Origin of the sequence: Streptomyces botrytidirepellens, from assembly GCF_003721215.1 — a bacterium.
GTDB classification, from domain to species: Bacteria; Actinomycetota; Actinomycetes; order Streptomycetales; family Streptomycetaceae; genus Streptomyces; species Streptomyces himastatinicus.
Genome location: NZ_RIBZ01000304.1, coordinates 1 through 23,055 on the forward strand (window position 1 = coordinate 1; position 23,055 = coordinate 23,055).

A 23,055-nucleotide genomic window follows, 5' to 3' on the forward strand; every position below is an offset into this window, starting at 1 on the left:
GCCCCTGCTCCCCACCCCCGCCGAGGCCCGCTCCCGGCCCCGGCCCGCCGACCTCGCCCGCGGCACCGCCGCCGACCGCGCGCGCATCACCGCCGCCGACCGCGTCAGCGAACGCGTCCTCGACCTGACGATCCACTCCCCCGCCCTCGCCCGCGACGGCCACGCCCGGGTCCTGCTGCCCCGCGACTACGACCGCCGACCGCACCACCGCTGGCCGGTCCTGTACCTCCTGCACGGCTGCTGCGACCCCGGCCCCGGCTGGGAGGCATGGACCCTCAACACCGACGTCGAGGGGTTGACCGCGTCCCTCCCCGCCCTGGTGGTGTCCCCGGAGGGCGGCCCCTCCGGCTTCTACTCGAACTGGTGGAACGGCGGCGCCTACGGCCCGCCCGCCTGGGAGACCTTCCACCTCGCCGAACTGCGCCCGCTGCTGGAGCGCACGCTGCGCGGCAACGGCCGCCGGGCGATCGCGGGCCTGTCGATGGGCGGCTTCGGCGCCCTGTCGTACGCGGCCCGCCACCCCCGGCTCTTCCGCGCGGCCGCGTCGTTCAGCGGTGTCGTCCACCCGCTGCGGGACCCGGGCGGCGTCCAGGGCATCGTGCGGCGGTACGGGGCCGACCCCACCGCCCTGTGGGGCGACCCCGAGGTCCAGTCCGCCCTCTGGGCGGCCCACGACCCGTACACCCAGCTCACCCGGCTCCCCCGCGGCTACCCGGTGTACGTCTCCTGCGGCGACGGCACCCCCGGCCCGCTGGACCCCGCGGGCACCCCCGTCGACACCCTCGAACGGGGCCTCGGGCTGATGGCCGAGGACTACGTACGCCGCGCCCGGGCCCATGGGCTGGCCCTCACCGCCCGGCTCTACGGCCCCGGCACCCACACCTGGCCGTACTGGGAGCGCGAACTGGGCCGTGCGCTACCCCTTCTGACCGCCGCCCTCGCCCGGCCCTGAGCCCGCCCAGGTGCCCGCGCCCGCCTCCGCCCGGGGTTGGGGCACGTCCTCCCAGGCCACCAGGCGCGGCGACGAGGGCGGGTTCCCGACCTCGCGCCGCGCCCGCGCCGTGGCGGCCAGTTCGTCGCGGAGATCGGCGAGTTCGACCACGCGCCGCTCTCCGCGACGGGCCACGGCCGCCGCGGCGGCGGCCATGACGACATTGACGATGTCGCCACCGGCCATGCCCTCGGATTCGGCCGCCAGGATGTCGGCGGTGACCTCGGGGTGCAGCGGCAGTTCCTTCGGGAGGAGTTTCGTCCACAGATCGCGCCGTGCGGCGAGGTCGGGGAGTTCCAGCCGGATGTGCGCCAGGATCCGCCGGACGAACGCCACGTCGTAGTTCTCCGGGAAGTTGGTCGTGAAGACGACGACGCCGTCGAAATGGTCCAGTTCGGTGAGCATCACCGAGCGGGACACATTGACGCTGTGGTCGGCGCTCTGGGTGACCCGGCTCAGGCGGCGGCCGAGAATGGAATCCGCCTCGTCGAAGATGAGCACGGCGTCGTGGCGGCGGGCCTCGGCGAAACAGCGCACGATGTTCTTCGGCGTCTCCCCGACGTAACGGGATTCGATCTGGGCGTAGCTGACCCGGAGATACGGACGGCCGAGCCGGTGGGCGATGGCCTCCGCGCACGCGGACTTACCCGTGCCGGGCGGTCCGTACAGGCTCACCACCGCACCGCCGCGGTGCGGGGAAATCGACGCGAGGTTCCATTCCTTGAACAGCACGTCCCGGTGTGCGACCACGTTCAGCGCGGTGTCGACGCGTCTGCGGACCACCTCCGCGAGGACGAGATCGCCGAAGGTCCGGATGGGCTGCTCCACCCGGAAGTCGATCGCCTCCGGAGAGCCCCCGTCGCGCTCGGTCGCGGTCGTCGTCGCGGTCGTCGCGTTCGTCGTCGCGGTCTCGGTTGTGGTCGCTGTCGCCGATCCGGCCGCCGCGGTGCCGGATTCGGCGAACGTCCAGCGCCGCGGCACGGTGTTGCGTCCCTCGTCCATTCACTGCCCCCCGTATCAGTGGTGTCAGCTCGCCACGGACCAGTGGCGGCTGACCTCGTCGATTTCCTGGCGGATGAACTCCGCGCGGACGCCGTCGGGAATGTCGTCCCAGCCGGTGACGGTCTCGGTCACCAGAGCGCTTTCGGGATTTCCGAATACGCAGCGGACGACGGTGTGCGCGTCCGACCGCCCGGTCGCGGGCCTGATGAACACGACCTCCACCTCCCGCACTTCCGATACGAGCCGGGCGCGCAGCTCGGCGGCTCCGGAGCCGAGAACGGCGGCCCGGATGTCATCGGGGCGCGTGTCCATGCGCGCCGCCCAGTCCTCGGCCAGGGCATCCAGCACGACGGCGGTGAGGCGGCCGCCCCCCGCACACCCGGCGGGCCATCGCCGCGACGCGACCAGGGCCGCCGCCACCACCACTACACCGACGCCCGTCCACCACCACAGCGACATGTGCCCGTTTCTTTCTCTGCGGCTCATTCTTCGAGTTCCTGGTCGCGCATCCTGGTCACGTCCATGCGATAACTGCCCCCGTCGCCCGCCACCAGCGACTGACGGTATTTCTCAGGAAGGTCGTCCCAGGCGACGTCCTCCTCGACCACGATCCGCTTGACCGGCGCGTCACTGCGCAGATGGTTCTTCATCAGCGCGGTCATGCGCCGGACGTAGGTGTTCGGGGCGAACCCCTTCTCGAACTCGATGACTTGCTCGAGGAGATAGGACCGCAGCTGCTTCCAAGCCGCCTTCACATTTCTGCGGACCGCCGTGGCGTACTTGTCCAGCTCGGTGAAGGCGAGCTTCACCGTTTCGGACATCCAGGGAAGGTGCTCGGCCACCCAGGGGAAAAGCTGCTCCCGGGCCCAGACCATGATCCGGTTCCACATGGCCAGCCCGATCGCGATGATGATCAGGGGAATGAAGAAAGGCATCAAACCCTCCCCAGCGGAAGGCTCAGGGTGACGCCCTCGTCGCCGTCACGAATGATCCGCGCGCGCACGTCCTCAGGGATGTCACCCCAGTCGATCTCCTGCTTGATGCGCTTGCGCCGTACCTTCTGCCGATCGGCTCCGTACAGCATCTCGATGACCCGCACCCCCGTCTCCCCGGGCCGGGCCCGGTATTCGACGGTCACCGCGACGATCTCCCTGCGGAGCGTGTCGATCACCGCCTGCTTCGCCCGCGGCAGTTCCGGCCGGATGGACGATCCATGCGGCTCGCCGCACATCTCGACCAGCGCGCTGAATACGTCACTCGCCGACAGTCCCAGAACGGGCTCGCACTCCTCGGCGAGGATCCCGTACACGACGATCGAGTCGGATTCCGGCGGGGCCTCCAGCGCCGCGATCACGACATCGATCATCTTCAGGATGTGACGGAGCGCGATTTTGCCGACAACGCCCCGATCGGCACCCGGTTTCGGGAGAACGGCCTTGTCCGTCATCTCCCGGAGCGCCTTTTCGATCATGTCGCGCGCGGATCGCAGCGATTTTCCCGCCGTGGTGTCAGGCATGCGTGTTCCCCCCGTTACGACCGCATGTACACGAAGCACATATTAGCGCCGTAACACTCAATAACACATAGCATGAAAGGAATTGACAGCAATGCAGCACACTCTGATCACAAAAGTGCCCCCGGAGCCTCAATGAGGTCCCGGGGGCACAGACGTATCGGCGTACGGGGCGGCGTACCGGCGGCCGCGCCGATACGAAGGGGCTACACGGTGGCCAGTTGGCGCTCCGGCTCGGCGGCCTCGTCGCGGTCGTCCAGGGGCGAGGAGGTGGCGTGGGCGTAGGCGTCGTGGTCGAGGATCTTCTCGCGGGCCGAGACCACGACCGGCACCAGGGCCTGTCCAGCAACGTTGGTGGCCGTCCGCATCATGTCCAGGACCGGGTCGATGGCCATCAGCAGGCCGACGCCCTCCAGGGGGAGGCCGAGGGTGGAGAGGGTCAGGGTGAGCATGACCGTCGCGCCCGTGAGGCCCGCCGTGGCGGCGGAGCCGATGACCGACACGAAGGCGATCAGCAGGTAGTCACCGATGCCGAGGTGCACGTCGAAGATCTCGGCGATGAAGATCGCCGCGAGCGCCGGGTAGATGGAGGCGCAGCCGTCCATCTTGGTGGTCGAGCCGAAGGGCACCGCGAAGGACGCGTACTCCTTGGGCACGCCCAGGCGTTCGGTGACCTTCTGGGTGAGCGGCATGGTGCCGACCGAGGAGCGGGAGACGAAGGCGAGCTGGATCGCGGGCCAGGCGCCCTTGAAGAAGCTCAGCGGATTGACCTTGGCGACGGTCGCCAGGAGCAGCGGGTAGACGCCGAACATCACCAGCGCGCAGCCGATGTAGACGTCGGCGGTGAAGGTCGCGTACTTGCTGATGAGGTTCCAGCCGTACTCGGCGATGGCGGAGCCGATGAGGCCCAGGCTGCCCAGCGGGGCGAGGCGGATGACCCACCACAGGGCCTTCTGGAGCAGCTCCAGCACCGACTGGCTCAGGGTGAGGATCGGCTGCGCCTTCTCGCCGAGCTGGAGGGCGGCGACGCCCGCGACAGCGGCCATGAAGACGATCTGGAGGACGTTGAGCTTGGTGAACGGCGTGATGACGTCCGTCGGCACGATGCCGGTGAGGAAGTCCAGCCAGGACCCGGCCTCGTCGGGCTTGGCGCCGTCCTTCGGGGTCAGGCCGGTGCCTCCGCCCGGGTTGGTGAGCAGGCCGATGGCCAGGCCGATGGCGACCGCGATGAGCGAGGTGGCCATGAACCACAGCAGCGTGCGGGTGGCCAGCCGGGCGGCGTTGCTGACGTTCCGCAGGTTCGTGATCGATATCAGGATCGCGAAGAAGACCAGCGGGGCGACGGCGAGTTTCAGCAGCTGGACGAAGATCGAGCCGATCTTGTCGAGCGTGGTGACCAGCCAGCCGACGTCACCGCTGCGGGCGACCCAGCCGAACACCACGCCGAGGACGAGACCCAGCAGGATCTGCGCCCAGAACGGCACCTTGGGCAGGCGGAAGGACGACGTCCGGCCGGACGTCTCGGGGAGGGACGACAACGGACACACTCCGGGGGAGGTAAGAGGGCAAGGAAGAGCCAGGAGTCCGTACGGGATCCGGCCGCTGTACGACGAAGGGGTCAGCGGCGGCGACAGGCCGCGGACCGGCAGCGGCAAAGATCGATGTGCAGGCGCGCCACGAGCGGAACGCTCGCTGCGATACGGGGCGCGGCTGCTGTCTTCATGACAAGTACATTAACACCGCTGCTTTGGGGAACCCAAAGAAAATCTTTGACCTTTCGGACCGGCCGCGGGGCGTCCGGAGTGGCCGGAAACAGCTCAACGCCCTCCGGGCCAGCGGCTGCTGGCCCGGAGGGCGTTGGAAGAGTGTGCGGAGTGTGAGGAGCCTTACACCGGGTTACGCACCGGCGCGCGAACCGTCCTGCGCGGACGCGGCGGACTCGGCGGGCGCGCTGGGCTCAGCGGACGCGGTGGACTCAGCGGACGAGGCGTCCTCCTGGCTCTGGCTCGCCGCCAGCCGCTCCTTGGCCCGGTCCACGCGCTCGGCGACCTGCACCGCCATCGCCTCGCGCTGCTTGCGCAGCAGGACGAAGCTGAGCGGGGCGGAGACGATCAGCGCGAGCAGCACGACCCAGAACAGGTTGGAGGCACCGAGGCCCGCGGGGACCACGCGGAAGTAGACCAGGGCCCACATGACCAGAAAGCAACCGGCGAAGATCCCCAGGCGCATGCCGGTGTAGCGGAACGTGGCGCTCGACTTGAGTGACACGACGGGGTCCTCTTTCTGCTGGAAGTTCCTGCCCTCCCAGTGAATCACGTCCGGTTTCTGATCAATTCAGCGGTAGCCACATGGTGATGTCGTCGCGGAAGTCGTCGTCCGCGACCTTGATCGCCCCCGGTACCCGGCCGACCTCCTTGTAGCCGCACGACGCGTAGAACCGGTCCACCCCGGTGCCGCCCCGGCAGGTGAGCCGTATCCCCTGGATGCCGTCCATCCCGCGGGCGGCGTCCTCCACGGCGGCCATCAGGTCACGGCCGTATCCCTTGCCCTGGTGGGAGGGGTGGACCATGACGCTGTAGAGCCAGCACCAGTGCCGCATCAGCCGGTGGGTGTTGAGGGTGAAGAAGGCGGTCGCGGCCGCCGCGCCGCTCTCGTCGCGACCGACGAGCAGCCGGGTCCGCCCCTCGGTCATCGCGGTGAGGTGCTTGATCAGCTCGGGCCGTATGTCCTCCGTGGTCACTGGCGGTACGAAGCCGACGGCGCCGCCCGCGTTCGAGACGTCGGCCCAGAGCGTGCGGATCGAGTCGAGCAGCTCAGGGGTCGTCTCGGGGTCGAGGTCGAACGTCAGCGGCATGCCGCTGACGATACCGAGCCCCCGTACGGCTCAGCGAAGGACCTCCGCCACGACCCTGAGGTCCGACACCAGGCCCTCGTAGACCGCCTCGCGGTCGTCGGCCCGCAGCACGGCGGACGGGTGGATCGTGGCGAGCACCTCGTGGCCGTCCAGCGCGGGGCACGGCAGCAGCATCCCGCGCTGCTTGGTCACCCGGAACGACGGCCCCAGCAGCGCCTTCCCGGCGGTCGCGCCAAGCGCCACGATCACCTCGGGGTCGATCACGTGCACCTCGGCGGCCAGCCAGGGGCGGCAGGCGGTCATCTCGCGCAGGCTGGGCGGCTTGTGGATGCGCCGCTTGCCGCGCTCGGGGACGACCGTGAACTTGAAGTGCTTGACGGCGTTGGTGATGTACGTCTCGTCCGGGTCCACCCCGGCCTCGTCCAGCGCCCGGGTCAGCACCCGGCCCGCGGGCCCGACGAACGGCTTGCCCTGCCGGTCCTCCTGGTCGCCGGGCTGCTCGCCGACGAGGACGACGCGGGCGTCCGGGGCGCCCGCGCCGAACACGGTCTGACTGGCCGCGCGGTGCAGCGGGCAGCCGCGGCATCCGGCGGCCGCCTCCCGGAGCGCGTCCAGGCCGGCGCCGCCGGGCACGAAGGGCTCGGCGGTGTAGGCGTCCTCGGGCGCCGTACCGGTGCTCATGCGCTCCGGGTACCCGCCGGACCGACCCTCAGACGGTCACACCCGCATCGGCTGCGGCGACTCGCGCCGGGCCGGGTCCGGGCCCTCGTACTCGCGGATGGTCTCATACCGGGTGTTGCGCTCCACCGGCCGGAAGCCGGCGTCCCGGATGAGGTCGAGCAGGTCGTCGCGGGTCAGCTTGTTCGGCGTGCCGTAGTTGTCCGCGTCGTGGGTGATCTTGTACTCGACGACCGAGCCGTCCATGTCGTCCGCGCCGTGGTTGAGGGCGAGCTGCGCGGTCTGCACCCCGTGCATCACCCAGAAGACCTTGACGTGCGGCACGTTGTCGAACAGCAGCCGGGAGACGGCGAAGGTCTTCAGCGCCTCCGCGCCGGTCGCCATGGAGGTGCGCGCCTGGAGCCGGTTGCGGATCTTGCCGTCCTGCATGTCCACGAAGTCGTGCTGGTAGCGCAGCGGGATGAAGACCTGGAAACCGCCGGTCTCGTCCTGGAGCTCACGCAGCCGCAGCACGTGGTCCACCCGGTGCCGGGGCTCCTCGATGTGCCCGTACAGCATGGTGCACGGGGTCTTGAGGCCCTTCTCGTGCGCCAGCCGGTGGATGCGCGACCAGTCCTCCCAGTGGGTGTCGTGGTCGACGATGTGCTGCCGGACCTCCCAGTCGAAGATCTCCGCGCCGCCGCCGGTCAGCGACTCCAGACCGGCGTCGATCAGCTCGTCCAGGATCTCGGACGCGGACATTCCGGAGATCTTCTCGAAGTGGTGGATCTCGGTGGCGGTGAACGCCTTCAGCGACACCTCGGCGGGCAGCGCCTCCTTGAGCGCCTTCAGCGACCGCGGGTAGTAGCGCCAGGGCAGGGTGGGGTGCAGCCCGTTGACGATGTGCAGCTCGGTGAGCTTGTCGTTCTCCATCGCCTTGGCGAGGCGGACGGCCTCCTCGATGCGCATCGTGTACGCGTCCTTCTCCCCCGGCTTGCGCTGGAAGGAGCAGTAGGCGCAGGACGCGGTGCACACGTTCGTCATGTTGAGATGACGATTGACGTTGAAGTGGACGACGTCGCCGTTCTTGCGGGTGCGTACCTCATGGGCGAGCCCGCCCAGCCAGGCCAGGTCGTCGGACTCGTACAGGGCGAGGCCGTCCTCACGGGTGAGCCGCTCCCCCGCGAGCACCTTCTGCTCCAACTCCCGCTTGAAACCCACATCGTGTGTCGCTGCGCTCATGCGACGGCCGCCTCCCATGCGTCTGGCCCTACGTCGTCTTGCCGGTGTCGGCCTTCGCCGAGACTACGCCTCGGCGTCCTCGGGGAGTTCCCCGACCCGGTTCTCCCACTTCGTGGAGAGCACGATCGTGGAACGCGTCCGGGCGACGCCCTTGGTCCCGGACAGTCTGCGGATGGTGCGCTCCAGGCCGTCCACGTTCGAGGCGCGCACCTTGAGCATGTACGAGTCGTCGCCCGCGATGAACCAGCAGTCCTCGATCTCGGCGAGGTCGCGCAGCCGCTGCGCCACGTCCTCGTGGTCGGCGGCGTCGGAGAGCTGGAGGCCGATGAGGGCGGTGACGCCGAGGCCGAGGGAGGCCGAGTCCACGGTCGCGCGATAGCCGGTGATCACCCCGGCCGCCTCCAGGCGGTTGATCCGGTCCGTGACGCTGGGCCCGGAGAGGCCGACGAGCCTGCCGAGCTCCGCGTACGAGGCCCTGCCGTTCTCCCGCAGGGCCTGGATGAGCTGCCTGTCCACCGCGTCCATATGCCGTGCGCCTTCCATTATTCAGGGTCAGAGCGTCATTACATGTAGAATCTAAGGCATCAGGACCACAAGCCCTGTAAATCCTTTAGGCGTTCGGCCTGTTACCTCAGGAGATGAGAACTCACCGTGTACACGATCGAAGGTCTTGAAGCCCGCATGCTGGAGCTGCGGGAACTGGCCGGCCGCTCGCGTGCCGTGGTCCGCACCCCCGACCGTCCCGTGTCCCGCACGGCCCGCCGCGCGGCCGTCGTCGCGGCCCGTGCCGCCCGCGCCAGGAAGCGCTGGACGCGCTAGCACCCGGCCCGGGACATCCTCTAGCCGGTTTCCGGTCCCCGGTCTCCACCGAGTTCCCCCTCCCACCGGCGGTACAGCTTGTGCGGCACCCCCGCCGCGTCCAGCGTCCGCCCCGCGACGAAGTCCACCAGATCCTGGATGTGCGTCGCCCCCGCGTAGAACGCCGGCGAGGCGGGCAGCACCACGGCGCCCGCCTCGTCCAGCGTCACCAGGTGCCGCAGGGTCTGCCCGTTCAGCGGGGTCTCCCGCACCGCCACCACGAGCGGGCGCCGCTCCTTGAGCGTCACGCTCGCGGCCCGCTGGAGCAGGTCCTTCGAAAGCCCCAGCGCGACCCCGGCCACACACGCGGTGCTCGCGGGGACGATCAGCATCCCCTTGACGTCGTAGCTGCCCGAGGACGGCCCGGCGGCCAGGTCCCCGGCCGCCCAGTGGGTCACGTCCGCCGAGTCCACCGGCACGTCGAAGGCGTCGGGCGTGCCGTCCGCGCCGCGCGCCAGCCAGCGGCGCAGATCCTCCCGCCAGTGCGCGTCCCGGAATCCGATCCCCGTCTCGTCCAGCAGCGTCAGCCGCGAGGCGCGGCTGATGACCAGATCGACCGCCTCCCCCGCGTGCAGCAGCGCGCGCAGCACTGAGGCGGCGTACGGCGTCCCGGACGCGCCGGACACACCGACCACCCAGGGCCGGCGTCTGCTCACTTCTTCGTGCGGCCTGTTCGGCCCGTGCGGCGGCTCCACACACCGAGCCTATCCGGCAGGTCTCACGGGCCGAGTCCCCGCACCACCAGGTCGAGCAGAGCGCAGCAGAACAGGGCGATTCCGATGAAGCCGTTCACCGTGAAGAAGGCGCGGTTCAGCCGGGAGAGATCGTCCGGGCGCACGATCGTGTGCTCATACGCGAACGCCGCCGCCACGATCACCAGCCCCAGCCAGAAGAAGACCCCGGCGCCGGTCGCCAGCGCGTACCAGACCAGCAGCAGGGTGGTGATCACATGGCAGGCGCGCGCCCCGTGGAGCGCCCCCGCGATGCCGAAGCGCGCCGGTACCGACCGCACCCCGTGCGCCCGGTCGGCGGCCACGTCCTGGCAGGCGTAGATCAGGTCGAACCCGCCGATCCAGATGCCGATCGCGAGGCCGAGGATCACCGCGTCCCACGACCACTCCCCGGTGACCCCGATCCAGGCCCCGATCGGACCCATGGCCTGGGCGAGGCCCAGGATGGCGTGCGGGAAGTCGGTGAACCGCTTGCCGTACGGATAGACCACCATCGGCACGACCGCGACCGGCGCCAGCGCCAGGCAGAGCGGATTGAGCAGCGCGGCGGCGCCGAGGAAGACGACCAGCGCGACCAGCGCCCCGGTCCAGGCGGTGCGCACCGATACCGCACCGGTGACCAGCTCGCGGGAGGCGGTCCGGGGGTTCCGCGCGTCGATCTCGCGGTCGATGATCCGGTTGGCGGCCATGGCGAAGGTGCGCAGGCCCACCATCGCGACCGTGATCAGCAGCAGCTCGATCCAGTGGACGCGCTCGTCCCACAGCTGCATCGCGGTCAGCGCGGCGGTGTACGCGAAGGGCAGCGCGAAGACCGAGTGCTCGATCATCACCAGGCGCAGGAAGGCCTTGGTGCGGCCCGGCTGGGGGACGGCGGCAGCAGCGGCGGTCACAGCCCGTACTCCGGTTCACCTCCGCGGTGGCGGAGAGAGCCCGCCTCCGCGCTGCTGTCTCCCAGCATGACATCGGACCTCACAGCCCGTACTCCTTCCAGCGTCGGGTCACCCGATCGGCTACCTCCGGATCGGACTCGACCATGTGCGGCCAGCCGCCGTCGCGGGTGTAGCCCTCCTCGGGCCACTTGGCGGTGGCGTCGATGCCCGCCTTGCCGCCCCAGAACTGCTGGTACGAGGCGTGGTCGAGATGGTCGACGGGGCCCTCGACCACGGTCAGATCGCGGGCGTAGTCGGTGTTCCCCAGCGCGCGCCAGGACACCTCGTGCAGATCGTGGACGTCACAGTCGGCGTCGACCACGACGATCAGCTTGGTCAGCGACATCATGTGGGCACCCCAGATGGCGTGCATGACCTTCTGCGCGTGCTTGGGGTACTTCTTGTCGATCGAGACGATCGCACAGTTGTGGAAACCGCCCGACTCGGGGAGGTGGTAGTCCACGATGTCCGGGATGATGATCTTGAGGAGCGGCAGGAAGAACCGCTCGGTGGCCCGCCCCAGCGGCCCGTCCTCGGTCGGCGGACGGCCCACCACGATCGACTGGAGCAGCGGGCGGGACCGCATCGTCACACAGTCGATGGTCAGCGCCGGGAACGGCTCCTGGGGCGTGTAGAAGCCGGTGTGGTCGCCGAACGGGCCCTCCGGCAGCATCTCCCCGGGCTCCAGCCAGCCCTCGATGACGACCTCGGCGGCGGCCGGGACCTGGAGCGGCACCGTCTTGCAGTCGACCATCTCGATCCGCCGGCCCTGCACGAACCCCGCGAACAGGTACTCGTCGATGTCACCGGGGAGCGGTGCGGTCGACGCGTACGTCACGGCGGGCGGCGCGCCGAAGGCGATCGCGACCGGCAGCTTCTCCCCGCGCCGGGCCGCGACTTGGTAGTGGTTGCGGCTGTCCTTGTGGATCTGCCAGTGCATGCCGATGGTGCGGCGGTCGTGGCGCTGGAGGCGGTAGAGGCCGAGGTTGCGCACCCCGGTCTCCGGGTGCTTGGTGTGGGTGAGGCCGAGGTTGAAGAACGAGCCGCCGTCCTCGGGCCAGGTGAACAGCGCCGGGAGCGCGTCGAGATCGACGTCGTCGCCGGTCAGCACCACCTCCTGGACGGGTGCCTCCTTCACCTTCTTCGGCGGCACGTGCGCCATGGAGCCGAGCTTGCCGAACGCCTCGCGCAGCCCGACGAAACCCTGCGGCAGCTCGGGCTTGACCAGGCCGCCGATCTTTTCGCTGATCTCGTCGTACGAGCGCAGGCCCAGGGCCTTGAGGAGCCGGCGGTCCGTGCCGAACACGTTCATGGCCAGCGGCATCGCCGCGCCCTTGACGTTCTCGAAGAGCAGCGCGGGACCGCCCGCCTTGTTGACGCGGTCCACGATCTCGCCGATCTCCAGATACGGATCGACTTCGGCCTTGACGCGCTTGAGGTCGCCTTCCCTGTCGAGCGCCCGCAGAAAGGAACGAAGATCGTCATAAGCCATGCGTCCCAGTATCCGGTACGCACTACCCTGGTCCCGTAACTGGGGCCCGCTCGACCGGCCCCGAACACCACACGCAGGGGGATCGCCTCATGCTCCGGGTGCTGATGATCCTGGTGCCGCTGGCACTCAGCATCTACGCGTTCATCGACTGCATCACCACCGAAGAGCAGGACGTCCGCTATATCCCCAAGCCGCTGTGGGCGATCCTCGTCCTGCTGTTCCCCATGGTGGGGTCCATCTCCTGGCTGCTGGTGGGCCGCAAGCGGGCCACGGCGGCCGAGGCCCGGCGCGCATGGGTCGCCCCCGACGACAACCCGGAGTTCCTGAAGTCCCTGGGCGAGCGGGGCGACCGGCCGGAGGGGCCGGAGGACGGCGACGAGAAGCTGCCGCAGGGGCGCGACGAGGAGCTGCTGAAGGACTGGGAGGCGGATCTGCGCCGCCGCGAGGAGGAGCTGCGCCGCAAGGGCGGCGACGGCCCGGAGGACAACACGCCGCCCGCGCCCTGACGGGGCGCGGGCGGCGTGAGCGGCGTGGTGGACCGGGTCAGACTCCCGCGTAGGAGTGCTTGCCGGTGATGAAGATGTTGACGCCGTAGTAGTTGAACAGGTAGCAGCCGAAGGCGATCAGCGCGAGGTACGCGGCCTTGCGGCCCTTCCAGCCCGCGGTGGCCCGGGCGTGCAGGTAGCAGGCGTAGGCGACCCAGGTGATGAAGGTCCAGACCTCCTTGGGGTCCCAGCCCCAGTAGCGGCCCCAGGCCGCCTCTGCCCAGATCGCGCCCGCGATGATCGTGAAGGTCCACAGCGGGAAGACCGTGGCGTTGATGCGGTACGCGAACTTGTCCAGCGACGCCGCCGACGGCACCCGCGCCAGGACGGACTTGACGGCCTGGCGGTACTGCTTGCCCTCCGGGTTCTCCAGCTGCGCCTCGTAGCGGTCGCGGAACAGGTAGAGCAGCGTGGAGACGGCCCCGATGTACAGCGCGGCACCGGAGATGATCGCGCAGCTGACGTGGATCCACAGCCAGTACGAGTGCAGGGCCGGAACCAACTGGTCGCTGTCGGTGTACAAGACAGAGACAGCGAGTCCGAGGTCGAGGAGGACCGTGGTGACCAGGGGCAGACCGATCCAGCGGACGTTCTTCTTCAGCGCGAGCAGCACGAGGTATGTGGCGACCGCGACCATGGCGAAGGTCGTGGAGAACTCGTACATGTTGCCCCACGGCGCGCGCTGTACGGACAGCGCGCGGGTGAGGACACCACCGGCATGAGTGAGGAACGCCAGCACGGTGAGGCCCACCGCGATCCGGCCGTAGACATCGCCCTGCTCGGTGCCGCCCGCGGCGCCCGGCCCGTCCGGGACGTCACGGCTGCCCGGGGCGGACCGGGTGATGACCTTCGGGCGCTCCAGCACGGCGGTGCCGCCGCCCTTCTCGGTGGTCTGCACCGTGACCGAGGGGCGGTTCGCGGACGCGGTCTCGGCGGTGATCGCGGCGGCGGTGCGGCCCACGACGCTGCGGCTGCCGAAGACCCACTCGGCGATATGGGCGAGGAAGGCGAGGGTGTAGACCGCCATCGCCGTGTAGATCAGCACATTGCTGTAGTGGGCGAGATTCTCGTTGACTGCGGCCGCGAGGTTCACGTGCGCGCTCCTTCTGCGGGATCTGCGGGGTCTACAGGCTCTGCGGTATCGCCGGGCTTCTCGGGATCCGCGGGAGGCGCGTCCGTCTGTAGCCGGACGGCCAGTTCGGCCAGCTCCTCGGGGAGCTTGGCGTATTCGCTGCGGCCGAGTCCGGCCATCTCGACGACGGTCGCGCCGTCATGGCCCTTCACTGCCCGGACCCAGACCCGGCGGCGCTGGATGAACAGCGAGCCGACCAGGCCCACCAGGGCCGCCACAGCGCCCAGCAGGGCGGTCTGGTCGCCCGGCTTGTGCGAGATCTGGAAGCTGGCCCAGCTCTTGACGCCGTCGAAGGTCAGCGTGCCCTCGCCGTCCGGCAGCTTCATCGTGTCGCCGGGCGAGAGCGCCCGGGCGAACTTGGTCTTCCCGTCGGGCTCCAGGTACTGCTTCATCCGCGACTTGTCGAGCTGGTACACGCTCTGCGGAGTACCGCCGTCGATGCCGAGGCTGCCGTGGTAGGCCGTCAGCACCAGCGTCGGATTGTCCAGCGCCGGGAACTGGGAGAACATGCCCTTGCTGCGCACCCAGGTCGGCAGGAACTGCCCCTGGTACGCGACCTGGTCACGCTTGCCGTTCTTGTCGCGGTAGTCACCGAGCTTGATCACCATGCTCTCGGTGAGGTTGGCCCCGTCGATCGGCAGCCCGACCACCGGCCCCTGGTGCACCACGTCGCCCTGGCCGTCCCGGACCGTGACGACCGGCGAGTAGCCGTGGTTCAGCAGGAAGACCTTGTAATTCTGGATCTCCAGCGGCTTGTTGACCTTGATGGAGGACTTGCGCGCGGGCCCGTCCACCCCGTCCCAGTAGGTGACGTCGGCGCGGAAGGTGCGCGGCGTGCGCATCTGGGGGCCGCTGCGCTCGTAGGTCGCGTGGAAGCGGTCCAGCTGGAAGCTGAAGGGCGCCAGGTCGTCGCTCTGGAACAGCTGCCCCGTCTTGATGTCGTCGTACTGGGTCAGGCTGTTGGAGAAGCCGCCGCCCTCGGTGATCAGGCTGCTGCCCTCGGTCTTCCACAGCTGGCCCGCGGCGAAGGAGACCAGCAGCACGATCAGCGCGGCGTGGAACAGCAGGTTGCCGACCTCGCGCAGGTAGCCCTTCTCAGCGGCGACGGCGTTCCCCGAGAGCTGGCTGCGGAAGCGCCTCCGCTTCATGATCCGCTGCGCCGCCTCCAGCACCTTCTCCGGCTCGGCGTCGCTGCGCCAGGTGGTGTAGGCGGGAAGCCGGGTGAGCCGGCGCGGGGCGGCCGGCGGGCGGCCGCGCAGCTGGCCCACGAACTGCCAGGTGCGCGGCACGATGCAGCCGATGAGCGAGATGAACAGCAGGATGTAGATCGCCGAGAACCACACCGAGCTGTAGACGTGGAACAGCTGGAGCTTCTCGTAGATCGGCGTGAGGGTCGGGTGCTTGTCCTTGAAGTCCTGGACCTTGAGCTGGTCGATGCTGGTCTGCGGCACCAGCGAGCCCGGGATCGCGCCCAGGGAGAGCAGGAAGAGCAGCAGCAGCGCGACCCGCATCGAGGTCAGCTGCCGCCAGAACCACCGCGCCCAGCCGAGCGGCCCCAGCGAGGGGACGGTGATCTCCTCTGCGGGGGCGGTGGACAGCTGCGACCCCGCGGCGCCCAGCTCGCGCTCCTCCGCGCCGCCCGCGCCGCTGTCGGCCGCCTGCTCGGCCGTCTTCGCGGCCGCCTGCCCAGCCGCCTTCTCGGCCGCGGAGTCGGTATCGGTGGTGGACATGGATCAGATCCCAACGTTGAAGCTCTGAGCCCAGCTCTGCGTGTCGCTCATGATGGCGTCCCAGACACCCGTGAGCAGCAGCACCCCCAGGGCGATGAGCAGACCGCCACCGGTCCGCATCACCCACACGTAGTGCTGTTTGACCCACGTGAAGGCGCCCAGCGCGCGCCGGTAGGCCACCGCGACGGCGACGAACGGCAGCCCGAGCCCGACGCAGTACGCGACGGTCAGCAGAGCGCCGCGCCCCGCGCTCCCCTCATTGAACGCCAGCGCCTGGACGGCGGTGAGGGTGGGCCCCAGGCACGGCGTCCAGCCGACGCCGAACAGGGCGCCCAGCACCGGCGCGCCCGCCAGCCCCATCGTGGGTGTGATGTGGAAGCGGAACTCCCGCTGTCCGAAGCCCTTCAGCAGGCCCATGAAGGCCAGGCCCATCAGGATCGTGACGGCCCCGAGGATCTTGGAGATCGTCTCCTTGTGCTCCTGGAGCGTCCAGCCGAAGTGGCCGAACAGCGCGCCGCCGGAGACGAAGACGGCGGTGAAGCCGAGCACGAAGAGCGAGGCGCCCGCGACCATCCGGCCGCGCCTGGCCTCCGCCAGATCCGTACCGGTGATCCCGGTGACGTACGACATGTAGCCCGGCACCAGGGGCAGCACACAGGGGGAGAAGAAGGAGACCAGTCCGCCGAGGACGGCGATCGGCAGGGCGAGCAGCAGCGCCCCGGTCAGCACGGTCTCATTCGCACCGGTGGCGGCGAGCGTAGTCACAAGAGGTCACTTCTCCGCGATGAGCGGGTTGAGCATCTTGCGCACGCTGTCCTCGCTGAGCGGAGTGAGCGCGCGGGCCGCGATCTTGCCGTCCCGGTCCAGCACGATGGTCGACGGGATGGCCTGCGGGTTGAGGCTGCCCTTGGGGAAGCGCAGCATCAGCTTGCCGATCGGGTCGTACAGGCTCGGGTAGTCGACCTTGAACGCCTTCTCGAACCTGAGCGCGGGGGCTCGGTTGCTGTCACGGGTGTTGATCCCGATGAACTGGACGCCCTTGGCCTTGGTGTCCTCGGCGACCTTGGCGAGGTTCGGGGCCTCGGCCCGGCAGGGCGCGCACCAGGAACCCCACACGTTCAGGACGACGATCTTGCCCTTGTAGTCGGCCACGTCGAGCGGCTTGTCCTCCAGGGTCTTGCCGGACAGCTCGGGAGCGTCCTGGCGGTCCCCCTTGGGCACGGTGTCAACGCCGCCCTTGCCCTGCACGAACTTGGTATCGGCGGATCCGCCCGAGGTGCCGCCGCTACCGCAGGCGGAAAGGGACAGCGCGGCAACCGCGGCCCCGGTGGCCAGCACGGTTGCGCGACGGCAGGTCGCGAGGCGCCGAGGGGCGCGGCAGGCACTCATGTGAAAAGTTTCGCATGGCCCATTTGCGGATCTTCGCCACCCCCCTCGACCCCCTGCGGAGCGGGACGGTCAGCTGCCGCTCGCGGTCCACGCCTGGCCCACGCCGAACCCCTGAAGATCCGCGAGCACCTCCGGGTCCTGCGCGTCCAGCCAGTCCGTGAGCTGTTTGAAGGAGACCAGCCGCACGTCCTTGTTCTTCTCGTCGGCCATGTGCTTGAGCGCTTCCTCGACGGCGTCCATATAGATGCCGCCGTTCCACTGCTCAAAGTGGTTGCCGATGAAGAACGGGGCGCGATTGGTCTCGTACGCCCGCTGGAAACCGGCGATGTACGCGTCGGTGGCCTGCTTGCGCCAGCCCGGGTAGTTGGCGGGCGGCGCTTTCGTGGAATTCTGCGACTGATTGGCGAGGATGTTGTAATCCATCGAGAGCACTTCGAAGGAATGGCCGGGGAAGGGAATCTGCTGGAGCGGATAGTCCCACAGCCCCATCTTCTTCGACGGCCACACCTGGCGGCCGCCGGGCGAACTGGCGTCATAGCGCCAGCCGAGCTTCCGGGCGGTCGGCAGCAGATTCTGCTGCCCCAGCAGACAGGGAGTGCGTCCGCCGATCAGTTCCTCGCGGTAATCGAAGGGCAGCGGATCGACATCCTTGAATCCGGTGTTCGTGCGCCACTGCGTGACGAACGACACGGCCTGCTCGACCTCCGACTCCCACTGGGCGGACGTCCAGTTGGCGACGGTGCCGCGGCCGGAGCAGAAGTGGCCGTTGAAGTGGGTGCCTATCTCATGGCCCTCCAACCAGGCCAGACGCACGTTCTCCAGCGTCGCCTTGATGTGGTCGTCGGTGAGATAGCCGATGTCGGAGGCGCCCACCGGGTTGTTCGGCGGCTTGTACAGCGACTTCTTCGACTCGGGAAGGCAGTAAAGCCCGGAGAGGAAGAACGTCATGGTCGCGCCGTGGTCCTTGGCGAGCTTCCGGAAACGCGGGAAGAGGCCGTTGCCGACCTCTCCCGCGCCGTCCCAGGAGAAGACCACGAACTGCGGCGGCTTCTGCCCCCGCTCAAGACGCTCCGGCTTGGGATCCTTCGGCCGGTTCACCCCACGGGAAGTTGAACCGTCACCGATCGGCTTTGCCTGCGCCGTCCTCTTCGGCGCCGCCTTGCCCGACCCCGATGACGAACAGCCGACAGCGGTCAGTGATGCGACCGCCCCCATAGCAAGACCGAGGATCCCCCTCCGGCTGACCTCACGCATAGCGTCCTCAATTCGCACTCGCCGTACTGGTTGTCCGGGCCACGGACGACCTTTGAGATGGCGAGACGAATAGCGGGGTTCCGAACGGACGCGGTCAATTACAGTCCCGGCACATTTCCTCGGGAACGATTACCGCATGCGATGAGACGCCTACAGCGCGCTGGTTATGCGCCGAACCCCTTGGAGGCCCCCTTCACCGGCTTGGCGCCCGCGAGGAGGTGCGCCGGGACGAGATCACGGGCCGGTTCGCTGTAGCCGATCGACACGATCTTGTCGCCGCGGTAGGTGAAGGTGGTGAGGCTGGCCAGGGTGCACTGCCGCTTGCGCGGGTCGTGCCACAGCCGCCGCCGCTCCGCGAAGCTGCGCACGATCCAGATCGGCAGCTGATGGCTGACGCAGACCGCCTCGTGCCCGCGGGCGGCGTCGCGCGCCGCGCCCAGCGCCCCCATCATCCGCACCACCTGGTCGATGTACGGCTCGCCCCAGGAAGGGCGGAAGGGGTTGGTGAGATGACGCCAGTTGGCCGGCCTGCGCAGCGCGCCGTCGCCCACCCCGAAGGTCTTCCCCTCGAAGGCGTTCGCCGCCTCAATCAGCCGCTCGTCGACGGCCACGTCCAGACCGTGCGCCTTGCCGATCGGCTCGGCCGTCTCCTGGGCCCGCTCCAGCGGGGAGGCCACGACATGGGTGATGTCGCGCTCAGCGAGGTGCTCGGCGACCCGGTCGGCCATGCGGCGGCCCAGCTCGGACAGGTGGTAGCCGGGCAGGCGCCCGTACAGGACGCCCTCCGGGTTCTCCACCTCGCCGTGGCGCATCACATGGACGACGGTGATGTCGTTCTCGCTCTGTGTCATGTCACCCATCATTCAGTCGCCTCGGCGGCGGCCCGCGCCGCCCCCGGCAGAGCCTCCGCCACCCGCTCCAGCGCCCGCTCGTCATGGGCCGTCGAGAGGAACCACGACTCGAAGGCCGACGGCGGCAGATAGACGCCCTGGGACAGCATCGAGTGGAAGAAGGGGGTGAAGCGGAACGCCTGCTGCGCCTTCGCCTTGGCGTAGTCCGTGACGTCCTCGTCGGTGAAGAAGACCGTGAACATGCTGCCCGCGTTCTGCACGCGGTGTACGACGCCCGCCTTGGCCAGCGCCTCGGTCACCAGGGCCCGCAGCTGCGCGGAGGCCGCGTCGACCTTCTCGTACGCCGCGTCGTCCAGCAGTCGCAGCTGCGCCACACCGGCCGCCGTCGCGATCGGGTTCCCGGACAGGGTGCCCGCCTGGTAGACCGGGCCGGCCGGGGCGAGCTGCGCCATCACATCGGCGCGGCCGCCGAAGGCCGCGGCCGGGAAGCCGCCGCCCATGACCTTGCCGAAGGTCATCAGATCGGGTACGACCCCGTCGAGCCCGAACCAGCCGGACCTGGAGACCCGGAAGCCGGTCATGACCTCGTCGGAGATGAAGAGCGCGCCGTTGTCGGCGCACAGCTCCTTCAGGCCCGCGTTGAACCCGGGCAGCGGAGGCACCACGCCCATGTTGCCCGGCGAGGCCTCGGTGATCACACAGGCGATCTCGCCCGGGTGCGCGGCGAACGCCGCCCGCACCGCCTCGAGGTCGTTGTACGGCAGCACGACGGTCTCCCCCGCCTGCGCGCCCGTCACCCCGGGGGTGTCCGGCAGCCCGAAGGTCGCCACCCCGGACCCGGCCGCGGCCAGCAGGGCGTCCACATGGCCGTGGTAACAACCCGCGAACTTGATCACCTTGGGGCGGCCGGTGAACCCACGGGCCAGCCGGATCGCCGACATCGTCGCCTCGGTGCCGGACGACACCAGGCGCACCTGCTCGACGGGGCCGACGCGGGCCACGATCTCCTCGGCGAGTTCGACCTCGCCCTCGCCCGGCGTGCCGAACGACGTACCACGGGCGACGGCGGCCTGCACGGCCCCGATCACCTCGGGGTGCGAATGGCCGAGGATCATCGGTCCCCACGAACACACGAGGTCGACGTACTCGCGTCCGTCGGCATCGGTGAGGTACGGACCGTCACCGGACACCATAAAGCGGGGCGTACCTCCGACGGCGCGGAAAGCCCGGACCGGAGAGTTCACGCCGCCGGGCGTCACGACGGCCGCGCGATCGAAAAGCGTCTGCGAAACTGGGGCTGCGTACGGATAGCTCACGCAAGCCATGTTGTCAGAGGGTGACGGAGTCCTGCCGCCGGGAGTTTCACAACGCCGACGCGGGGGAGGTCTCAGTCATATTGATCAGTTTGATCAGGTCGCAATGATCGGGTTGCGCGGCGGTGGCTGCGAGTGGTCGGGTGGAGATATGCATCGCGGTGGCGAACTGGGTGAAGGGACTGACGATCGAGGCCCCGAGCGTGCCCGCCCCGGACGCCATCGGCGAGAAGACGCGGGCAGGGCAAGCAGGAGCGGGGGCCGCATGGGGGTGACCTACAAGTACTTCGGCGCGCCCGACGGGGCCACCGCCGCCCGGGTCCCCATCTCCATGCGCCCCGAGGAGCTCGGTGGCGACGAGCTGGGCCACGGCATGTTCACCAAGATCAAGCCGGAGACGGTGGCCGCGATGGTCCTCACCGGCATCGAGGGCGTGCCCCTGCACAAGGTGCCCCCGCTCGAACTCGTCGTCCTGCACCCGGACTACGCCGTCGTCAAGCTGCCGATGACCGCCGTGGACCCGCTGCGCGGCGTCGGCGAGGAGGCGGTGGGCGCCGCGGCCTTCATCTGGTCCACGGTCCCGGACCGCGGCGGCCCGCGCGACGCCTTCCTGGTCTACCAACTGCTCCACGAGTGGCAGGACTTCAGCCACCGGCTGCACGAGGCGGGCCACCAGCCGTACTGCCTGGTCTGGCCCTGACCCGCGCCGTTCCGGCCTTCCAGCCTTCCCCCATGCTCATCGCACGCTCCGTCAGCCTGTTCGTCCTGGCCGCCCTCCTGGAAATCGGAGGCGCCTGGCTGGTCTGGCAGGGTGTGCGCGAGCACAGGGGATGGGCCTGGATCGGCGCCGGGATCGTCGCTCTCGGCGCCTACGGTTTCGTGGCCACGCTCCAGCCGGACGCGAACTTCGGCCGCATCCTCGCGGCGTACGGCGGCGTCTTCGTCGCCGGATCACTCGCCTGGGGCATGGTCGCCGACGGCTACCGGCCCGACCGCTTCGATGTCATCGGTGCGTTGATCTGCCTGGCCGGAGTCGCCGTCATCATGTACGCGCCTAGAAGGTGAGCGGGCGGCCGTGGTGAGCGTGGTCGCCGTTGTCCTGCTCCTGCGTTGAGCTGAGGACGCAGCCGGTGTCCGGGTCGATCAGCACGCGGGTGATGGTGTCGTCGCACTCGACGTCCACGGCCCACACCTTGTGCTTCTCGCCGTTCTTGTGCTGCGGGTCGTGCTGCTTGTGGTCCTGCTGCTTGTGGTCGTCCCGCTGCTTGTCGCCGTGGCGCTGCGGGTCCCGGTGCTGCTGGTCCTTGTGGTGACCGTCCTTGCGGTGGTCGTCGTGACGGGGGTCGTCCTTGCGGTGGTCGTCGTGACGCGGGTCGTCGTGACGGCGGTCGTCGTGACGCGGGTCGTCGTGACGGCGGTCGTCGTGACGCGGGTCGTCGTGACGGCGGTCGTCGTGACGCGGGTCGTCCTCGGGGCAGTCGTCCACCAGTTCGGCGCTGACGGCCTCGCCGCCGACCTCGCACTCGGCGATCTCCACGGCCCGCTGAAGCGTCACCGGTCCGCTCTGCGCGGCGGTGGTGGTGGCCTCGTGGTTCTGGTGGGCGTGGGGGTCCTTGCGGGCGTGGTCGTCCTTGCGCGCGTGGTCGTCCTTGCGCGCGTGGTCGTCCTTGCGCGCGTGGTCGTCCTGGTGGTCGCCGTGGGCGGACGGGGCACCGAAACGATCCTGCGGCATGGCGACGGCGGCCTGCTGGGCCACCTCGGGCTGCGCCACCTCGGCCTGGGCCGGCTCGGCGTACTGGGCCATGCCGCGCTGCTGGTAGCCGTGGCCCTGCGGGGCGGTGTTCTCGCGCTGCCAGCGGTTCGGCCGCTCCGGCCGCTCCGGCCGCTCGGGCCGACCGTTCGGCCGAGCGCTCTGGCCCTCGTTGGCGGCGGTCTGACCGTTGGCCGCTTGGCCGTGGGCGGCCTGACCGTTGCCGTTCTGACCACTGCCGTACCAGCCGTTGCCCGCCTGGCCGTTGGCGGCTTGGCCGTTGCCCGCCTGACCGTTGGCAGTCTGGCCGTTGCCGTACCAGCCCTTGCCGGACTGACCGTTGGCCGCTTGGCCGTTGGCAGCCTGACCATTGCCGTTCTGGCCGCTGCCGTACCAGCCGTTGCCCGACTGGCCGTTGGCGTGGTGCCCGTTGTCGTGACGACCGTCGTCATGGCGACCGTCGTCGTGACGACCCTCGTCATGGCGACCGTCGTCGTGACGACCGTCGTCGTGCCTGCCGTTCTCGTGGTGCCCGTTGTCGTGCTTCTGCTGGTTGTTGTCGTGCCGGTGGTCATCCCCATGGTTGCGGTCGCCGTGCCGCTCCTTGTCCTGGGGGCATGCGGAGGCCGACGTCGAGTGCGAGCCCGGCGCGGTACCCGCGGCCCACGCGACCGACGGAGAGCCGGCCACCAGAGCCGCCGCCGCGAGGGCACCGGCAGAGGCGACGCCCCAGCGGCGGAAGGACTGACGGGACCGGTACAGCATTCTGTTCTGATGGGTCATGACCTGTATTCACTCCTTGGGGCATGCGAGAGTCCGAGA

26 protein-coding genes are annotated in these 23,055 nt (G+C 69.5%); 5 read left to right on the forward strand and 21 right to left on the reverse strand.

Annotated elements, in window-relative coordinates:
- On the forward strand, positions 1 to 952 hold a 952-nt coding region (locus EEJ42_RS25455), incomplete at its 5' end, for an alpha/beta hydrolase (RefSeq protein WP_148082030.1).
- Here the strand turns inward: EEJ42_RS25455 and EEJ42_RS25460 are convergent.
- From EEJ42_RS25460 to EEJ42_RS25505, 10 genes are all read right to left on the reverse strand, one after another.
- On the reverse strand, positions 917 to 1,993 hold the full coding sequence (locus EEJ42_RS25460) for an ATP-binding protein (RefSeq protein ID WP_246097365.1): 1,077 nt from the start codon (positions 1,991 to 1,993) through the stop codon (positions 917 to 919). The two genes, EEJ42_RS25455 and EEJ42_RS25460, sit on opposite strands and share 36 nt — an antisense overlap.
- A gap of 24 nt (positions 1,994 to 2,017) precedes the next feature.
- Positions 2,018 to 2,479 carry a hypothetical protein gene (locus EEJ42_RS25465; RefSeq protein WP_148082031.1) on the reverse strand — a complete coding sequence of 154 codons (462 nt, stop codon included), beginning with the start codon at positions 2,477 to 2,479 and terminating at the stop codon, positions 2,018 to 2,020.
- Positions 2,476 to 2,928 (reverse strand): hypothetical protein, encoded by a 453-nt coding sequence (locus tag EEJ42_RS25470; RefSeq protein ID WP_123103274.1) that lies wholly within the window; start codon positions 2,926 to 2,928, stop codon positions 2,476 to 2,478. The genes EEJ42_RS25465 and EEJ42_RS25470 overlap by 4 nt, the downstream gene beginning before the upstream one ends.
- A complete protein-coding gene (locus EEJ42_RS25475; protein ID WP_123103276.1) occupies positions 2,928 to 3,509 on the reverse strand; it encodes a hypothetical protein in 582 nt (193 codons plus the stop codon). The genes EEJ42_RS25470 and EEJ42_RS25475 overlap by 1 nt, the downstream gene beginning before the upstream one ends.
- Before the next feature lie 203 nt (positions 3,510 to 3,712).
- Positions 3,713 to 5,053, reverse strand: a complete 1,341-nt coding sequence (locus EEJ42_RS25480; RefSeq protein ID WP_123103278.1) for a dicarboxylate/amino acid:cation symporter — start codon at positions 5,051 to 5,053, stop codon at positions 3,713 to 3,715.
- A 349-nt stretch (positions 5,054 to 5,402) separates the two neighbouring features.
- The gene (locus EEJ42_RS25485) at positions 5,403 to 5,774 is read right to left on the reverse strand and encodes a DUF4229 domain-containing protein (protein ID WP_184503269.1); all 372 of its coding nucleotides are present in this window, start codon (positions 5,772 to 5,774) and stop codon (positions 5,403 to 5,405) included.
- Between the two features lie 61 nt (positions 5,775 to 5,835).
- Complete coding sequence (locus EEJ42_RS25490; RefSeq protein ID WP_123103280.1) at positions 5,836 to 6,360, reverse strand: GNAT family N-acetyltransferase; 525 nt, start codon at positions 6,358 to 6,360, stop codon at positions 5,836 to 5,838.
- A gap of 30 nt (positions 6,361 to 6,390) precedes the next feature.
- Positions 6,391 to 7,041, reverse strand: a complete 651-nt coding sequence (locus EEJ42_RS25495; RefSeq protein WP_123103282.1) for a UdgX family uracil-DNA binding protein — start codon at positions 7,039 to 7,041, stop codon at positions 6,391 to 6,393.
- Between the two features lie 36 nt (positions 7,042 to 7,077).
- Positions 7,078 to 8,259, reverse strand: coding sequence for an aminofutalosine synthase MqnE (mqnE, locus tag EEJ42_RS25500; RefSeq protein WP_009715990.1), 1,182 nt, complete (start codon positions 8,257 to 8,259; stop codon positions 7,078 to 7,080).
- Between the two features lie 63 nt (positions 8,260 to 8,322).
- Complete coding sequence (locus EEJ42_RS25505; protein WP_123103284.1) at positions 8,323 to 8,784, reverse strand: Lrp/AsnC family transcriptional regulator; 462 nt, start codon at positions 8,782 to 8,784, stop codon at positions 8,323 to 8,325.
- A 126-nt stretch (positions 8,785 to 8,910) separates the two neighbouring features.
- Between EEJ42_RS25505 and EEJ42_RS51135 the strand changes: the two genes are divergently transcribed.
- Positions 8,911 to 9,078, forward strand: coding sequence for a hypothetical protein (locus EEJ42_RS51135; RefSeq protein WP_184503272.1), 168 nt, complete (start codon positions 8,911 to 8,913; stop codon positions 9,076 to 9,078).
- Positions 9,079 to 9,098: 20 nt separating this feature from the next.
- On the opposite strand, the gene EEJ42_RS25510 is transcribed toward EEJ42_RS51135, so the two are convergent.
- From EEJ42_RS25510 to EEJ42_RS25520, 3 genes are all read right to left on the reverse strand, one after another.
- Positions 9,099 to 9,773, reverse strand: a complete 675-nt coding sequence (locus EEJ42_RS25510; RefSeq protein ID WP_123103286.1) for a UbiX family flavin prenyltransferase — start codon at positions 9,771 to 9,773, stop codon at positions 9,099 to 9,101.
- Positions 9,774 to 9,835: 62 nt separating this feature from the next.
- Complete coding sequence (mqnP, locus tag EEJ42_RS25515) at positions 9,836 to 10,738, reverse strand: menaquinone biosynthesis prenyltransferase MqnP (protein ID WP_123103288.1); 903 nt, start codon at positions 10,736 to 10,738, stop codon at positions 9,836 to 9,838.
- A gap of 79 nt (positions 10,739 to 10,817) precedes the next feature.
- Positions 10,818 to 12,269, reverse strand: a complete 1,452-nt coding sequence (locus tag EEJ42_RS25520) for a menaquinone biosynthesis decarboxylase (protein WP_123103290.1) — start codon at positions 12,267 to 12,269, stop codon at positions 10,818 to 10,820.
- Positions 12,270 to 12,358: 89 nt separating this feature from the next.
- On the opposite strand from EEJ42_RS25520, the gene EEJ42_RS25525 reads away from it, so the two are divergent.
- Entirely contained in the window at positions 12,359 to 12,775 is a 417-nt protein-coding gene (locus EEJ42_RS25525; protein ID WP_123103292.1) for a PLD nuclease N-terminal domain-containing protein, read from the forward strand.
- A 37-nt stretch (positions 12,776 to 12,812) separates the two neighbouring features.
- On the opposite strand, the gene ccsB is transcribed toward EEJ42_RS25525, so the two are convergent.
- The 7 genes from ccsB to hemL all read right to left on the reverse strand — a co-directional run bounded on the left by ccsB (position 12,813) and on the right by hemL (position 20,495).
- Entirely contained in the window at positions 12,813 to 13,907 is a 1,095-nt protein-coding gene (gene ccsB, locus EEJ42_RS25530) for a c-type cytochrome biogenesis protein CcsB (RefSeq protein WP_123103294.1), read from the reverse strand.
- Entirely contained in the window at positions 13,904 to 15,676 is a 1,773-nt protein-coding gene (gene resB / locus EEJ42_RS25535) for a cytochrome c biogenesis protein ResB (protein WP_184503270.1), read from the reverse strand. The genes ccsB and resB overlap by 4 nt, the downstream gene beginning before the upstream one ends.
- A 3-nt stretch (positions 15,677 to 15,679) precedes the next feature.
- Positions 15,680 to 16,441, reverse strand: a complete 762-nt coding sequence (locus EEJ42_RS25540) for a cytochrome c biogenesis CcdA family protein (protein WP_123103296.1) — start codon at positions 16,439 to 16,441, stop codon at positions 15,680 to 15,682.
- Between the two features lie 6 nt (positions 16,442 to 16,447).
- Positions 16,448 to 17,065 carry a TlpA family protein disulfide reductase gene (locus EEJ42_RS25545; RefSeq protein WP_123103298.1) on the reverse strand — a complete coding sequence of 206 codons (618 nt, stop codon included), beginning with the start codon at positions 17,063 to 17,065 and terminating at the stop codon, positions 16,448 to 16,450.
- Between the two features lie 69 nt (positions 17,066 to 17,134).
- Complete coding sequence (locus EEJ42_RS25550) at positions 17,135 to 18,319, reverse strand: polysaccharide deacetylase family protein (protein ID WP_123103300.1); 1,185 nt, start codon at positions 18,317 to 18,319, stop codon at positions 17,135 to 17,137.
- 164 nt (positions 18,320 to 18,483) lie between these two features.
- A complete protein-coding gene (locus EEJ42_RS25555) occupies positions 18,484 to 19,170 on the reverse strand; it encodes a histidine phosphatase family protein (protein WP_184503271.1) in 687 nt (228 codons plus the stop codon).
- 8 nt (positions 19,171 to 19,178) lie between these two features.
- Entirely contained in the window at positions 19,179 to 20,495 is a 1,317-nt protein-coding gene (hemL, locus tag EEJ42_RS25560; protein WP_123103304.1) for a glutamate-1-semialdehyde 2,1-aminomutase, read from the reverse strand.
- 139 nt (positions 20,496 to 20,634) lie between these two features.
- On the opposite strand from hemL, the gene EEJ42_RS25565 reads away from it, so the two are divergent.
- Both EEJ42_RS25565 and EEJ42_RS25570 read left to right on the forward strand, forming a co-directional pair.
- Positions 20,635 to 21,183: a hypothetical protein gene (locus EEJ42_RS25565; protein WP_078510346.1), complete on the forward strand. Its 549-nt coding sequence runs from the start codon at positions 20,635 to 20,637 to the stop codon at positions 21,181 to 21,183.
- Between the two features lie 32 nt (positions 21,184 to 21,215).
- Positions 21,216 to 21,548 (forward strand): YnfA family protein, encoded by a 333-nt coding sequence (locus tag EEJ42_RS25570; protein ID WP_123103306.1) that lies wholly within the window; start codon positions 21,216 to 21,218, stop codon positions 21,546 to 21,548.
- Here EEJ42_RS25570 and EEJ42_RS25575 read toward each other — a convergent pair.
- Entirely contained in the window at positions 21,538 to 23,016 is a 1,479-nt protein-coding gene (locus EEJ42_RS25575) for a hypothetical protein (protein WP_123103308.1), read from the reverse strand. The genes EEJ42_RS25570 and EEJ42_RS25575 overlap by 11 nt on opposite strands.
- Positions 23,017 to 23,055 lie beyond the last annotated feature (39 nt).